Genomic DNA, 13,769 nt, shown 5'->3' on the forward strand with positions numbered 1-13,769 from the left:
ATTGTTGAACAATCGGTGTCTGTCCGTTCTACACTGGGTATCGATCCGACACCCACCAACGACGATGGGACCCCCCTATGTCCGAGCAGTCCACCGCCGCCCTCTCCCCGGAGGACGAGGCCCGCGCCGCCCACGCGAAGAAGCGCGCGGGACGCAGTGCCGTCATCGGCGCCATCTTCCTCATGGCCACGAGCGCCATCGGGCCCGGTTTCATCACGCAGACCGCCACCTTCACGGCGCAGATGGGGGCCGCGTTCGCGTTCGCGATCCTGGTGTCGATCCTGGTCGACATCGCGGTGCAGCTGAACATCTGGCGCATGATCACCTCCTCGGGCAAGCGCGCCGGCGAGCTCGCCAACAGCGCCATCCCGTTCTCCGGGCACGTCATCGCCGTGCTCGTGGTGATCGGCGGCCTCGCGTTCAACATCGGCAACATCGCCGGGGGTGGCCTCGGTCTCAACGCCCTGCTCGGCATCGACCCGAAGATCGGCGGCGCACTCACCGCGGCGCTCGCGATCATCATCTTCCTGGTGAAGAAGGCCGGCAAGGTGATGGACGTCGTGCTCATCGTCCTCGGCATCGGCATGATCGTGATGACCGTGGTGGTCGCCCTGATCGCCCAGCCGCCCATCGGCGACGCGCTGCGGCAGACGTTCGTGCCCGACCAGCTCAACTTCGCCACCATCACCACCATCGTCGGCGGCACCGTCGGCGGCTACATCACTTACTCCGGTGCGCACCGCTACCTCGACTCCGGCCACGTCGGCCCGCAGTACGCGAAGCCCGTCATGCGCGCCGCGGCCAACGGCATCCTCGTCACCGGCATCATGCGGTACGTGCTGTTCCTCGCCATCCTCGGGGTGGTGGCCTCCGGCGTGGCGCTCGACCTCTCGTCGCAGGCCGCGAACCCGGCCGGGCAGGCGTTCGGCGCCGTGCTGGGCGACGCGGGTCTGCGCATCTTCGGCGCGATCTTCTGGGCCGCCGCGATCAGCTCCGTGATCGGCGCCGCCTACACCTCGGCCACGTTCCTGTCGACGTTCACGGCGAAGCTGCACGGCGGCTGGCCCCTGCAGCTCGCGACCGTCGCCTTCATCGTCGTCTCGCTCGGGGTCTACCTCGCGATCGGCACGGCCCCCGCGGCGATCCTCGTGTTCGTCGGCGGCTTCAACGGCCTGATCCTGCCGATCGGCCTCACGGTGTTCATGTACATCGGCTGGTTCCGGCGCGACCTGCTCGGCGACCGGAAGTACCCGATGTGGCTGCTGATCGCCGGTACCGTCGTGACCGCCCTCACCTGGTACATGGGTGCCGTCTCGATCGGCCCCATCTTCGCCTTCCTCGGAATCGGAGCGTGACGACATGGCGACCATCGACCTGAACTCGGACCTCGGCGAGAACGTCCCCGACCGGATCGTCAGCGACGACGCCAGCATGCTGCGCATCGTCACGAGCGCGAACGTGTCGTGCGGTTTCCACGCCGGCAGCCCCGAGGGCATCCGCGAGACGCTCGCCGCGGCCGTCGCCGGAGGCGTCGTGATCGGCGCGCACCCCGGCTACCGCGACTACGAGAACTTCGGGCGCACGAAGGTCGACATCGACTCCGCGACGCTCCAGGCCCACGTCGAGTACCAGCTCGGCGCACTCCTGGGGCTCGCGGCCGCGGTGGGCGGCCGGGTCTCGTACGTCAAACCCCACGGCGCGCTCTACAACACGATCGCCCGCGACGAGCGGCAGTCGAAAGACGTGGTGGCGGCGATCCGTGCGGTCGACCCCTCGCTCGTGCTGCTCGGGCTCGCGGGAGGCGTGGTGCTCGACGTCGCACAGCGGGCGGGGCTCTCGGTGGCCGCTGAGGCCTTCGCCGACCGCGCCTACCAGCCGGACGGACAGCTCGTGTCGCGCACCGAGGAGGGCGCCGTGCTGCACGACCCGACCGCGGTCGCCGAGCGCATGGTGCGCCTCGCCGCCGACGGCGTGATCCGGGCGATCGACGGCACCGACGTCGCGGTGTCCGCCCAGTCCATCTGCGTGCACGGCGACAGCCCCGGCTCGGTCGCGATGGCCGCCGAGACGAAGCGCCTGCTGCAGGCCGAGGGCATCACGATCGCCCCGTTCGCCGGAGTCTGACATGGCCGTGCTCGCGACCCCCGACCAGCTCACCGCTGCGCGCGCCGCCCGCGCCGCGCACCGGGCGGGACACTCCGCGCCCACCAGCGGCGTCGCGCCGGGATTGACGCAGGCGAACCTCATCGCCGTGCCTGCCGACTGGGCGTTCGAGACGCTGCTGTACGCGCAGCGCAACCCGAAGCCCTGCCCCGTGCTCGAGGTGATCGAGCAGGGCCAGGTGGAGTCACGGCTGGCGCCGGGCAGCGACATCCGCACCGACATCGGCCGTTACCGCATCTGGCGCGACGGCGAGCTCGCGGAGGAGGTGACCGACGCGACGGCCGCGTGGGCCGAGCAGCCCGACCTCGTCGCGTTCCTCATCGGCTGCAGCTTTACGTTCGAGACCGGTCTCGTCGAGGCGGGCATCCCCATCCGTCACCAGGAGCTCGGGCGCAACGTGCCGATGTACCGCACGGCCGTGGACTGCGCGCCGGCCGGACGACTGCGGGGCGAGATGGTCGTGTCGATGCGGCCGATCCCCGCGGACCGTGTGGCCGATGCCGTGCAGATCTCCGGCCGCACCCCGGCCGTGCACGGTGCGCCCGTGCACATCGGCGACCCGGCCTCGCTGGGCATCACCGACCTGTCGACGCCGGACTTCGGCGACGCCCCGGAGGTGCGCGAGGGCGAGATCCCCGTGTTCTGGGCCTGCGGTGTGACCCCGCAGGCGGCGATCATGGCGTCGAAGCCGCCGTTCGCCGTGACACACGCTCCCGGGTACATGTTCGTGACCGACGTGCCGGATGCGGAGTACCGGGTCTGATGCGCATCCTCACGGCCTCCGACGGCGCGCTCCTGGTCGAGGCGGACGACCTCGAACAGGCCATGCGACTCAACCTCGCGTGGGACGGCGTGCCCGGCGTGGTCGAGCGCATCCCCGGCGCGCGCACGGTGCTGGTGCGCTACGACCCGCTGCGCACCACGGCCGCCGCGCTCGCCGGGGTGCTCGCCGCGACCGAGGTCGACGCCGCCGAGCTCCCCGATGCGGGCGAGGTCGAGGTGCCGGTGCGCTACGACGGGGAAGACCTCAAAGAGACGGCGACGCTGCTCGGGGTGTCGGCGGAAGAGCTCGTCGCGCGTCACCTCGCGGCCGACTGGCGGGTCGCGTTCTCGGGCTTCGCGCCCGGCTTCGGCTATGCGGTGAGCGACGACGCGCTGTTCGACGTGCCGCGCCGCTCGTCGCCGCGCACGCGCGTGCCCGCGGGCTCGGTCGCGCTCGCCGGAGCTTTCAGCGGCGTGTACCCCCGCGAGAGCCCCGGCGGCTGGCAGCTGATCGGCCGCACCGACCTGGCCATGTGGGACATCGACCGCGACCCTCCCGCACTGTTCGCACCCGGGCGGCGGGTGCGGTTCGTGCGGGCCGAGCGGGCCGCGGTCGTCGCGTCGGCCGAGAGCGCCGGCGGCACGAATCCGCGCGGCGGAGAAGCCTCCGCGACCCAGGGGCCGCGCGCTCCCGGAGCCCCCGCGGTGGAGGTCGTGCGCTCGTCGCTGCAGCTGCTCGTGCAGGACGAGGGTCGCGCGGGCTATGCCGCCCTGGGCGTCTCGGCCTCCGGCATCGCGGACCGGGTGGCCCTGCGCGACGCCAACCGCGCGGTCGGCAACCCCTCCGCCGCTGCCGTCCTGGAGTGCGTGGGCGGTGCGGTGCTGCGGTTCCACGGAGCCGGGGTGGCCGCGGTGGCCGGAGCGACCGGGGTCCTCACCCTCACGGACGCCGCCGGCGTGCCGCGCGACATCGCCCCCGGGGCACCGTTCGCCACGGTCGACGGCGACGAGCTCACCCTCGGTCACCCCGAGCGCGGGCTGCGCTTCGTGATCGCCGTGCGCGGGGGGATCGACGTCGCCCCGGCGCTCGACAGCCGCGCCAGCGACACCCTCGCCGGGCTCGGCCCGCAGCCCCTCGCGGCGGGCGATGTCGTGCCGATCGGCACGGCCCCAGTGACCTCGGTGGATCCGGTCGTCCTGCCGCGCGACCTTCCCGCCCCGGGCGACACCGTGGCGCTCGAGATCACGCTCGGCCCGCGCGACGACTGGTTCACCGCGGCCGGGGTCGCCGCGCTCACCGGTCAGGAGTGGACGGTGACGCCGCGCTCCGACCGCGTCGGCATCCGGCTGCACGGCGAGGTGCCGCTGGAGCGCGCCGTGGGCGGGGAGCTGCCCAGCGAGGGCGCGGTGACCGGCGCGATCCAGGTGCCGCCGGACGGTCAGCCCGTGCTGTTCCTCCCCGATCATCCGCTCACGGGCGGCTACCCCATCATCGGCGCACTCACCGACCGCAGCCTCGACCTCGCCGCGCAGCTCCCGCCGGGGGTGCACGTGCGCTTCATCGTGAAGGAGACCCCATGACCCGTGTGCTCATCGCCAACCGCGGCGAGATCGCGGTGCGCGTGATCCGCGCCTGCGCCGAGGCCGGATACACGTCGGTCGCCGTGTACGCCGATCAGGATGCGGATGCGCTGCACGTGCGGCTCGCCGACGAGGCCGTCGGCCTGGGCGGTGACACGGCCGCGAGCACCTACCTGTCGGTCGAGGCGCTGATCGACGCCGCGCGCCGCAGCGGGGCCGACGCGGTGCACCCCGGCTACGGCTTCCTCTCCGAGAGCGCGGCGTTCGCGCGGGCTGTCGAGGGCGCGGGGCTGGTGTGGATCGGCCCGTCGCCGGAGAGCATCGACGCCCTCGGCGACAAGATGACCGCGCGGCGCATCGCCCAGCGGGTCGGCGCACCCCTCGCGGCCGGCACCGACGAGCCGCTCTCCGGCCCGGAGGAGGCCGTGGCCTTCGCCGAGGAGCACGGGCTGCCGATCGCCATCAAGGCCGCGTTCGGCGGGGGCGGCCGCGGCCTCAAGGTCGTGCGGGAGCTGTCCGAGGTGGCGGCGGCGTTCGAGGCGGCGACGCGGGAGGCCGTGGCCGCGTTCGGTCGCGGCGAGTGCTTCGTGGAGCGGTTCCTGGAGCGCCCCCGGCACATCGAGGTGCAGGTGCTGGGAGACGGCCGCGGCGGCGTGGTCGTGGTGGGCGACCGCGACTGCTCGATGCAGCGGCGCAACCAGAAGCTGATCGAGGAGGCACCGGCACCCGCACTCGCTCCGGAGCAGCGGTCGGCGATCCACGAGGCGGCGCGGGCGATCTGCGCCGAGGTGCAGTACCGCGGGGCGGGCACCGTGGAGTTCCTGCTCGCGGCCGACGGCACGATCTCGTTCCTCGAGGTCAACACGCGCCTCCAGGTCGAGCATCCGGTGACGGAGGAGGTCACGGGCACCGACCTCGTGCGCGAGCAGTTCCGCATCGCGTTCGGCGAGGGGCCGTCGTTCACCGAGACCCCGCGGCCGTCGGGTCACGCGTTCGAGTTCCGCATCAACGCGGAAGACCCCGGTCGCGGGTTCCTTCCCAGCCCGGGGCGGGTCGAGGCGCTGCGCATCCCCGGCGGCCCCGGCGTGCGATGGGACAGCGGCATCGAGGCGGGCGACGTGGTGCAGCCCGCGTTCGACTCCCTGATCGCCAAGCTCATCGTGCACGCGGACACCCGGGAGGCCGCCCTCGTGCGAGCACGCCGGGCGCTGCGCGAGCTCGCCGTCGACGGCCCGGCGACCGTGATCCCGTTCGACCTCCGCGCGATCGACGACCCCGCGTTCGCGACCGACACCTTCGGGGTGCACACGCAGTGGATCGAGACGGTGCTGCTGCCCGCGCTCGACGCGCAGCCGCGACCGGCGGTCGCACCGGTGTCCGGGCTGCAGCGGTTCCCCGTGGAGGTCGATGGCCGCCGGGTCGTGCTCGGGCTGCCCGCGGAGCTGCTGGCGGGGATCGGCCGTCCGGCGACGGAGGCGGCACCGGAGCCTGCGGCGGACGCGTCCGAGCTCCGGACTCCCGCGCCGGGCACGCTCGTGCGGTGGCTGCTCGACGACGGCGCGGAGGTCGCGGCGGGCGACCCGGTGGCCGTGCTCGACGCGATGAAGATGGAGACGACGGTCACCGCGCACCGCCCCGGCACTCTCACCCGCCGCGCGGAGACCGGCGCGACCGTCGCGCCCGACGCCGTCCTCGCCACGATCGCCTGACCCCCGTCCTCCCGTCCCCCGCCCTCCCGTCCCCCGTCCTCCCGCCCCCGCCCGCCCCGCCCCCGCCCGACCGGCGCGTGGGAGTGCGAAAACGCACCTCCGACGTGCGTGGGAGGTGCGTTTTCGATCCCGACAGTGGACGGGACGGGACGGGACCCCGGGCGTTACGCGGGGTCGCCGCCCAGGGGGCCGACGGGCTCAAGGGGCTTCGGGTCGTCGGCGCCGGTCTTGCGGGCGCGGGCGATCAGGTTGCCCAGGTGGTAGATGAGCAGCGCCGCGACGGTGCCGAGGACGATGCCGCCGAACGCGAAGTCGCCGAGCTGCATCGAGAACCCGGCGATGCCGATCACGAGCGACACCGCGGCCGTGTACTGGTTGACCGGGCGCGAGAAGTCCACGCGGCTGTCGACCCAGATCTTGATGCCGATGATGCCGATCAGGCCGTACAGGGCCGTGGTCGCGCCGCCCAGCACGCCGGCGGGGATCGAGTTGAACACCTCGCCGACCTTGGGGGAGAACGCGAGCAGGATCGCGAAGAGGCCGGCCACCCAGTAGACGGCGGTCGAGTACACGCGGGTCGCGGCCATCACGCCGATGTTCTCGCCGTAGGTCGTGGTGCCCGAGCCGCCGAAGCCGCCCGCGATCGTGGTCGCGACGCCGTCGGCGATCAGTGCGCGGCCGGTGTGCTTGTTGATCGACGGGTCCTCGGTCATGGTCGCGACGCCGCGCACGTGGCCGACGTTCTCGGCGATGAGCACGAGCACGACCGGCAGGAACATCGCGATGGTCGACCACGTGCCCGGCTCGACGAAGTCGGGGAGCTGGAAGTGCGGCAGGCCGACCCAGGGTGCCTCGGCGATGAGCTCGGCCGGTGTCTTGCCGCCGCGGAGGGCGTTGGGCACGTCGAACGAGCCGGTGAACGCGGCCCAGATGAAGCCGACCGCGACGCCGAGGAAGATCGAGATGCGGCCGAGGAAGCCGCGGAACAGCACCGCGAACAGGATGATCGCGACGAGGGTGATGGTCGCGGTCACCGGGTCGAGCTGGAAGTTGCTCCACGCGGTGGGGGCGAGGTTGAAGCCGATCAGGGCGACGATGGCCCCTGCGACCACCGGGGGCATGAGCGCGTCGACCCATCGCAGCCCGGCGAACTGCACGACGAGCCCGACGACGGCGAGGAGCACGCCGACCGCGACGACGCCCGCGAGCGCCGAGCCGGTGCCACCCGCGGCGACGGCGGCCGTGATCGGGGCGATGAACGCGAACGAGGAGCCGAGGTAGCTGGGCAGCTGGTTCTTCGTGATGAGCAGGAAGATGAGGGTGCCGAGGCCGCTGAACAGCAGGGTCGTCGAGACCGGGAAGCCCGTCAGCGTCGGCACGAGGAAGGTGGCGCCGAACATCGCGACGACGTGCTGGAGTCCGATCGCGACGGTGGCGGACCAGCTCAGGCGCTCGTCGGGACGGACGACCGCGCCGGCCTCGACCGTGCGTCCGTTTCCGTGCAGCTTCCACAGGGCCATGCGGGCTCCTCAGGGTTCGGGGGTGGCGGGAGTGCTGAAGAAACACTACCGATTCCTGAGTGTTGCCTGAGCGCCGATCGGCCAGCCGCTCCTCTACGCGGGTGACGACGTCAGCCCCACCGACGTGCGACGTGTGGAGTAGTCCGGCTCAGGCGCCCAGGCGGTCGATGAGTTCGCGGTAGCGCGCGGTCGTCCGGGCGACGACCTCGTCGGGCAGCGCGGGCGGCTCGCCCTGCTTGTCCCAGTTCGCGGCGAGCCAGTCGCGCACGATCTGCTTGTCGAAGCTCGCCATCCGCTCGGCCGGGGTGGTGCCGGTGCGCCAGGCCTCGGCGTCCCAGTACCGCGAGGAGTCGCTGGTGAGCACCTCGTCGGCGAGGCGCAGGGTGCCGTCGGCATCGGTGCCGAACTCGAACTTGGTGTCGGCCAGGATCAGGCCCCGCTCCTCGGCGATCGCCGCCGCCTTCGCGTACACGGCCAGGGAGGTGTCGCGCAGCTCGGCCGCTCGCTCGGCACCGACCAGCTCGACGACGCGGTCGAACGTGATGTTCTCGTCGTGCTCGCCCATCGGCGCCTTGTACGCGGGGGTGAACAGCGGTTCGGGCAGCCGGTCGCCGTTGTGCAGGCCGTCCGGGAGGGTGATGCCGCACACCGTGCCGTGCTCCTGATACTCGGCCCAGCCGGAGCCGGTGATGTAGCCGCGCACGACGCACTCGATCGGGAGCATCTCCAGCGACTGGGCGAGCATCGCGCGGTCGGCGACCTCCTCGGGCAGCTCGCCCGGGGCCAGGTGGTTCGGCACGTCGAGCTGGGCGAACCACCAGCGGCTGAGGCGGGTGAGCAGGGCCCCCTTGTCGGTGATGCCGGGCGACAGCACCACGTCGAAGGCGCTCACCCGGTCGGAGGCGACGACGAGGATGCGGGTGTCGGCCGGGTCCTCCGAGGCGTAGAGGTCGCGGACCTTGCCGGAGTAGAGGTGTCGCCAACCGGGGATGCTCTGCGCGGTGCCTGCCGTGGGTGTGCTCACCCGCCCATTATCCCGGTCTCCCGTGGCGGCGCCCGCACAGAAGTCAAGGGGAGCGCGGGCCGCGTGCTCCCGGGGCGAGGATCGCCGCATCGAAGGGAGCGGGTATGACGAAGGATCTCGCGAAAGGCGATCGGGTGAGCTGGAACACGTCGCAGGGGCGCACGCGCGGCACGGTGGTCGAGAAGCGGACGAAGGACTTCACGTTCGCGGGGCAGCACTTCACCGCCTCGGACGAGGAGCCGGCGTATCTCGTGGAGTCGGAGAAGAGCGGCGATCGTGCGGCGCACAAGGGCTCCGCTCTGCGTCGGCTGGGGTGAGACACCCGGAACCGGTATCGCCGCGCACGACGTGGCACGGGAGCCTGATCGGGCGTATAGTCCACATGGACTAATCGAGGTGGGGACATGGCGAAGGACCCGGTGGACGCGCTCACGCCGCTCGGCGTGATGGTGCTCGCGCTGCTGCGCGAGAGCGACATGCACCCCTACGAGATGGTCCGGCTGCTGCGCGCTCGGCACGACGATCGGCTCATCACCGTCACCAACGGCACGCTGTACCACACGGTCGCCCGGCTGCAGCGGGCGGGGCTGCTCGCCGAGGTCGGGACCGACCGCGACGGAAAGCGGCCGGAGCGCACGACCTACACGCTCACCGACGCGGGGCGCGAGACGGTGGTCTCCTGGGTGCGTCGCGCCCTGCCCCGCATCGATCGCGAGGTCGACGCCCGGGTCGCGCTCGCCGAGGCCCACAACCTCGAACGCACCGATGTCGTCGCGCTGCTCCACGACCGCCGCGCCGCCCTCCGGGACTCGCACGCGCTGCACCATGACGGGCTCCGCGGCGCCCGCACCAAGGGTGTCCCCGCCCAGGTCCTCGTCGAGATCGAGCGACAGGAGGCGCTGCTCGACGCGGAGCTGCGCTGGCTCGACTCCCTGCTCACCCGCCTCGACGGCGACGATCTCCCCTGGGGGCCGGACGCCTTCGACGACTCCGACCGCTACCGCGCTCAGCGAAAGGCTGCACAGCAATGACCGAATCCCGCCAGGCCGCAGGGCCTCAGACCGGCCCGTTCGCGGCCGGTCACGCGCCGAAGAGCCCGTGGCCCGCCCTGTGGGCGCTCGTCATCGGCTTCTTCATGATCCTCGTCGACACCACGATCGTGTCGGTCGCGAACCCGGCCATCAAGGCCGCGCTCGACCCGCAGACCAACAACCTCGACAACGTCGTGTGGGTCACCAGCGCCTACCTGCTGGCCTACGCGGTGCCGCTGCTGATCACCGGACGCCTCGGTGACCGCTTCGGCCCGAAGAACATCTACCTGATCGGGCTCGCGGTGTTCACGCTCGCGTCGCTGTGGTGCGGGCTGTCCACCACCCTCGAGGGCCTGATCGCGGCGCGTGCCGTGCAGGGCCTCGGCGCCGCTTTCATGACGCCGCAGACCATGGCCGTCATCACGCGCACCTTCCCGCCGGAGCGGCGCGGTGCGGCGATGGGGCTGTGGGGGGCGACCGCCGGCGTGGCCACGCTCGTCGGTCCGCTCGCGGGCGGCCTGCTGGTGGACGGCCTCGGCTGGGAGTGGATCTTCTTCGTGAACCTGCCCGTGGGTGTCGTGGCGTTCGTGCTCGCGTGGATCCTGGTGCCGAGGCTGAAGACGCACCCGCACCGCTTCGACCTCGTCGGTGTCGTGCTGAGCGCCGTGGCCCTGTTCCTGATCGTGTTCGGGCTGCAGGAGGGCGAGAAGTTCGACTGGGGTGTGATCTGGGGTCCGATCTCGGTGTGGAGCCTGATCATCGCCGGCGTCGTGGTGCTGGCGCTGTTCATCGTGCAGCAGGCCCGCACCCGGAGTGAGCCGCTCGTGCCGCTCGGGCTGTTCCGCGACCGCAACTTCTCGGGCGCGAACGTCGCGATCGCCGCGGTCGGCTTCACGGTCACCAGCATGTCGCTGCCGATGATGTTCTTCCTGCAGACGGCCCGTGGGCTCACCCCGACCGAGGCGGCCATGCTGCTCATCCCGATGGCGGTGCTGTCGGGAGTGCTGGCTCCCGTGGCCGGCAAGATCCTCGACCGCGTCGACCCGCGGGTGATCCTCATCCCCGGACTGCTCTGCGTGGGTGGGGCGCTGCTCTGGTACTCGGCGCTGACGACCATGGACACCCCGATCCTGATGTTCCTGCTGCCGTCGGCCCTGATGGGCATCGGCAACGCGGGCATGTGGGGTCCGCTCGCGACCACGGCCACGCGCAAGCTGCCGCCGCGGCAGGCCGGTGCCGGCGCGGGCATCTACAACACGACCAGGACGATCGGCTCGGTGATCGGTTCGGCGTCGATCGCCGCGTTCATGCAGTCGCGGCTGGAGGCGAACCTGCCCGGACTGTCGGACGCGCCGGCGGGCATCAGCGGGGGCGGGTCGCTGCCGCCGCAGGTGGCGGAGGGCTTCGCGGCGGGTATGGCGCAGGCGCTGCTGCTGCCCGCGGCCGTGATCGTCGTCGCGCTCGTGGCCGCGCTGTTCCTCGGTCGCTACGACCGTGACGACGCGGCGGCTCCGGCCACCGCGGCCCCCGCCCCTCCCGCGTGAGCCGGGGGAGGGTCGCGCCCTCCCCCGTTCCGGCTGCGCCCCGGGGTCAGGCCTGGGTGCTGAAGACCGAGGACAGCACGAGCCCGGCGCCCCCGAGCAGCGTGATCTGATCCGGGTCCTCCGCGAAGAACACCGTCGGCGGCTGTCCGCGCTCGGGTGCCAGCCGGGTGACCCAGGTCTGCAGGGCCGTGCGCAGCGCCTCGCCGCCCGTGCAGGCGTCGCCGTGCATGATGTAGTGCCCTGGCGCGAGGATCTGCTCGTTGTTCGCGATGCCGATCGCGAGGTTGCGGGCGTACAGGTCGAGCAGCGCCGCGGCGTCGTCCGAGCCGTCCGCCACGAGGGCGGCGAGGCTGCGGGAGTCGAGGGTGTCGGCGTGCGGGAGGCCGACGGCCGCGGCCCGGTCGCGCAGCCAGCCCAGCGTGGCGACCGTCTCCCAGCAGCCGCGCCGTCCGCACCGGCACTCGTCGCCGTCGAGCTGCACGATGGTGTGGCCGGACTCGCCCCCGGCACCGTTCTCGCCGCGGAGCACCTCGCCGCCGTGCACGATCCCGAAGCCCAGCGCCTCACCGGTGTACACGGATGCGAAGTCCTGGATCTCCCGCCCCAGCCCGAACCACCGGTCGCCCAGTGCCTGGACGCGCGGGTGGTGGTCGACGAGGGTGGTGGCGCCGAAGCGCTTCTCCAGCAGCGCGACGACCGGGAGGCCGTTGAGCCCAGGGGTGAGGTGCATCGAGATGACGCTGCCCGTGCTCGTGTCGACCATGCCCGCCGCGGCGACGCCGATGCCGACGAGGGCTTCTCCCGCGAAGCAGCCGTCGGTCACCTGGTGCAGGCACGCGGTGATCTCGTCGGTCGACGCGTCGCGGCTGTACGCCGCGTGGTGCATCTCGTGGATCGTGCCGTCGAAGGCGATGCGGGCGGCCACGACGAAGTCGGGGGAGAGGTGCACGGCGCCGAGCCACGGGCCGTCGCCGCGGAACCAGAGCGGTCGGGCCGGCTTGCCTCCGGCCTCGGACGGCGCGACGGGGTCGCCTTCGACGAGGGTGGCGGAGTCGAGCAGGGGCTGCAGGATCGTGGCGATCGTGGCTCGGTTCACGCCGAGCGAGCGGGCCAGTTGCGCGCGGCTGGAGGGGCCGAGGCGGTGCAGGGTCTCCAGCACGCGTCGGCGGTTCGCGGCTCCGATCGCGCTCGTGGTGATGAGCGGACGGCGCGAGCTCTGGTCGGAGAACACCAGGTCGGCCTGCGGTTTGCCTGACGGTGCCATGGCACCTGCCTTTCCGGTCGCGACGGGTGGCGGCGATGGCTCCGTCTGCGGATCAGTTTACAAGGAAGAATGTATGGTTTAGTGTCATACATACCTCGCGGCGCGCGGGAATCCATGACGAAGTGGGGTAGGCAGTGAACCACAGCAGGTCGGCACGAGTCGGAGTCATCGGCGGCGGGATCCGCGGCGGCATGTTCGCCAGGGCGCTGCAGGAGAACCCCCAGTCCGAGCTCGTCGCGATCTGCGACCGCAGCCCCGGCGTGCTGTCCGCGATGGTCGCGCAGCTGGGCGTTCCGGGCTATGCGAGCACCGAGGAGCTGCTCGCCGCCCACCCCGACCTCGACGGCGTCGTGATCGCGACCCCCGACTTCGCCCACCGCGAGGCGGCGGTGCTCTGCGCCCAGGCTGGTCTCGACCTGATGATCGAGAAGCCGTTGGCCACCGAGGTCGACGACGCGCGGGCGATCCTCGAGGCCGCCGACGCCGCCGGGGTGCGCGTCATGGTCGGCTTCGAGAACCGCTGGAACGTGCGGTACTCGGCGGTGCGCACCCGTCTCGGCGCCGACGGAGACCCGAGGATCAGCGCCCAGATCATCAACCTCAACGACACGATCTTCGTGCCGACCGAGATGCTGTCGTGGTCCTCGAAGAGCTCGCCCGCGTGGTTCCTCATGCCGCACTCGCTCGACCTCGCGTGCTGGATCGGCCGCACGCACCCGGTGTCGGTGTACGCGGTCGGCGCGCGCGACCGCCTCACCGAGGCCGGCATCGACACGTGGGATCGCGTCAACGCCGTGTTCACGATGGCCGACGGCTCGCACGTCGCGCTCAACTCGTCGTGGGTGCTGCCCGAGTCGATGCCGTCGGTGTTCGACTTCCGCTACGAGATCCAGTCCGCCGGTCAGGTCGTGCACATCGACGGCGCCGACGACGGTGTGATCGTCTACGACGCGCAGCGCGGGCAGCTCGTGCAGTCGGCCGTGCACGAGCGCGCCGGCCGCATCCACGGGGTGCCCATCGACATGGTCGGCGACTTCGTCCGCCTCCTCCGCGGGGAGCCCGTCGACGTGCCGGACGCCCGCGACGGCCTCCTCATCACCGCCGCGATCGAGGCGGTGCACACCGCCCTCGAGACCGGCGACGTCGTCTCCATCTCCGTCTGACCCCGCTT

General features: G+C 72.2%; 12 protein-coding genes. 9 read left to right on the forward strand and 3 right to left on the reverse strand.

What is annotated here, in order from left to right; genetic code table 11:
- Window positions 1–77: 77 nt before the first annotated feature.
- Genes ACFWCH_RS07595 through ACFWCH_RS07615 form a run of 5 tightly spaced genes read left to right on the forward strand, consistent with a single transcriptional unit; the run spans window position 78 to window position 6,215 of the window.
- Window positions 78–1,355 carry an NRAMP family divalent metal transporter gene (locus ACFWCH_RS07595; protein ID WP_136036121.1) on the forward strand — a complete coding sequence of 426 codons (1,278 nt, stop codon included), beginning with the start codon at window positions 78–80 and terminating at the stop codon, window positions 1,353–1,355.
- A 4-nt stretch (window positions 1,356–1,359) separates the two neighbouring features.
- Window positions 1,360–2,124, forward strand: a complete 765-nt coding sequence (locus ACFWCH_RS07600) for a LamB/YcsF family protein (protein WP_378803269.1) — start codon at window positions 1,360–1,362, stop codon at window positions 2,122–2,124.
- A 1-nt stretch (window position 2,125) separates the two neighbouring features.
- Window positions 2,126–2,926 carry a putative hydro-lyase gene (locus ACFWCH_RS07605; protein WP_378803270.1) on the forward strand — a complete coding sequence of 267 codons (801 nt, stop codon included), beginning with the start codon at window positions 2,126–2,128 and terminating at the stop codon, window positions 2,924–2,926.
- Window positions 2,926–4,506 (forward strand): carboxyltransferase domain-containing protein, encoded by a 1,581-nt coding sequence (locus ACFWCH_RS07610; protein ID WP_378803271.1) that lies wholly within the window; start codon window positions 2,926–2,928, stop codon window positions 4,504–4,506. Before ACFWCH_RS07605 ends, ACFWCH_RS07610 begins: the two co-directional genes overlap by 1 nt.
- A complete protein-coding gene (locus ACFWCH_RS07615) occupies window positions 4,503–6,215 on the forward strand; it encodes a biotin carboxylase N-terminal domain-containing protein (protein ID WP_247638234.1) in 1,713 nt (570 codons plus the stop codon). The genes ACFWCH_RS07610 and ACFWCH_RS07615 overlap by 4 nt, the downstream gene beginning before the upstream one ends.
- Window positions 6,216–6,379: 164 nt before the next feature.
- Here the strand turns inward: ACFWCH_RS07615 and ACFWCH_RS07620 are convergent, their stop codons facing one another.
- Both ACFWCH_RS07620 and ACFWCH_RS07625 read right to left on the reverse strand, forming a co-directional pair.
- Window positions 6,380–7,735 (reverse strand): uracil-xanthine permease family protein, encoded by a 1,356-nt coding sequence (locus ACFWCH_RS07620; RefSeq protein ID WP_136032815.1) that lies wholly within the window; start codon window positions 7,733–7,735, stop codon window positions 6,380–6,382.
- 148 nt (window positions 7,736–7,883) lie between these two features.
- A complete protein-coding gene (locus tag ACFWCH_RS07625) occupies window positions 7,884–8,759 on the reverse strand; it encodes a phosphoribosylaminoimidazolesuccinocarboxamide synthase (RefSeq protein ID WP_247638235.1) in 876 nt (291 codons plus the stop codon).
- Between the two features lie 104 nt (window positions 8,760–8,863).
- Between ACFWCH_RS07625 and ACFWCH_RS07630 the strand changes: the two genes are divergently transcribed.
- From ACFWCH_RS07630 to ACFWCH_RS07640, 3 genes are all read left to right on the forward strand, one after another.
- Complete coding sequence (locus ACFWCH_RS07630; protein ID WP_136032818.1) at window positions 8,864–9,076, forward strand: DUF2945 domain-containing protein; 213 nt, start codon at window positions 8,864–8,866, stop codon at window positions 9,074–9,076.
- An 87-nt stretch (window positions 9,077–9,163) separates the two neighbouring features.
- Window positions 9,164–9,790, forward strand: coding sequence for a PadR family transcriptional regulator (locus ACFWCH_RS07635; RefSeq protein WP_136036709.1), 627 nt, complete (start codon window positions 9,164–9,166; stop codon window positions 9,788–9,790).
- Window positions 9,787–11,334 (forward strand): DHA2 family efflux MFS transporter permease subunit, encoded by a 1,548-nt coding sequence (locus tag ACFWCH_RS07640; RefSeq protein ID WP_136032822.1) that lies wholly within the window; start codon window positions 9,787–9,789, stop codon window positions 11,332–11,334. Before ACFWCH_RS07635 ends, ACFWCH_RS07640 begins: the two co-directional genes overlap by 4 nt.
- A 46-nt stretch (window positions 11,335–11,380) precedes the next feature.
- Here the strand turns inward: ACFWCH_RS07640 and ACFWCH_RS07645 are convergent, their stop codons facing one another.
- Complete coding sequence (locus tag ACFWCH_RS07645; RefSeq protein ID WP_136037314.1) at window positions 11,381–12,598, reverse strand: ROK family protein; 1,218 nt, start codon at window positions 12,596–12,598, stop codon at window positions 11,381–11,383.
- Between the two features lie 134 nt (window positions 12,599–12,732).
- Between ACFWCH_RS07645 and ACFWCH_RS07650 the strand changes: the two genes are divergently transcribed.
- Complete coding sequence (locus ACFWCH_RS07650; protein ID WP_247638236.1) at window positions 12,733–13,761, forward strand: Gfo/Idh/MocA family protein; 1,029 nt, start codon at window positions 12,733–12,735, stop codon at window positions 13,759–13,761.
- Window positions 13,762–13,769 lie beyond the last annotated feature (8 nt).

It is taken from the genome of Microbacterium sp. NPDC060132, from assembly GCF_042729675.1.
Classification (GTDB): Bacteria; Actinomycetota; Actinomycetes; order Actinomycetales; family Microbacteriaceae; genus Microbacterium; species Microbacterium sufflavum.

Coding starts and splice junctions, on each gene's coding strand:
- ACFWCH_RS07595 (WP_136036121.1), top strand. CDS start 78: ATGTCCGAGCAGTCCACCGCCGCCCTCTCCCCGGAGGACGAGGCCCGC.
- ACFWCH_RS07600 (WP_378803269.1), top strand. CDS start 1,360: ATGGCGACCATCGACCTGAACTCGGACCTCGGCGAGAACGTCCCCGAC.
- ACFWCH_RS07605 (WP_378803270.1), top strand. CDS start 2,126: ATGGCCGTGCTCGCGACCCCCGACCAGCTCACCGCTGCGCGCGCCGCC.
- ACFWCH_RS07610 (WP_378803271.1), top strand. CDS start 2,926: ATGCGCATCCTCACGGCCTCCGACGGCGCGCTCCTGGTCGAGGCGGAC.
- ACFWCH_RS07615 (WP_247638234.1), top strand. CDS start 4,503: ATGACCCGTGTGCTCATCGCCAACCGCGGCGAGATCGCGGTGCGCGTG.
- ACFWCH_RS07620 (WP_136032815.1), bottom strand. CDS start 7,735: ATGGCCCTGTGGAAGCTGCACGGAAACGGACGCACGGTCGAGGCCGGC.
- ACFWCH_RS07630 (WP_136032818.1), top strand. CDS start 8,864: ATGACGAAGGATCTCGCGAAAGGCGATCGGGTGAGCTGGAACACGTCG.
- ACFWCH_RS07635 (WP_136036709.1), top strand. CDS start 9,164: ATGGCGAAGGACCCGGTGGACGCGCTCACGCCGCTCGGCGTGATGGTG.
- ACFWCH_RS07640 (WP_136032822.1), top strand. CDS start 9,787: ATGACCGAATCCCGCCAGGCCGCAGGGCCTCAGACCGGCCCGTTCGCG.
- ACFWCH_RS07645 (WP_136037314.1), bottom strand. CDS start 12,598: ATGGCACCGTCAGGCAAACCGCAGGCCGACCTGGTGTTCTCCGACCAG.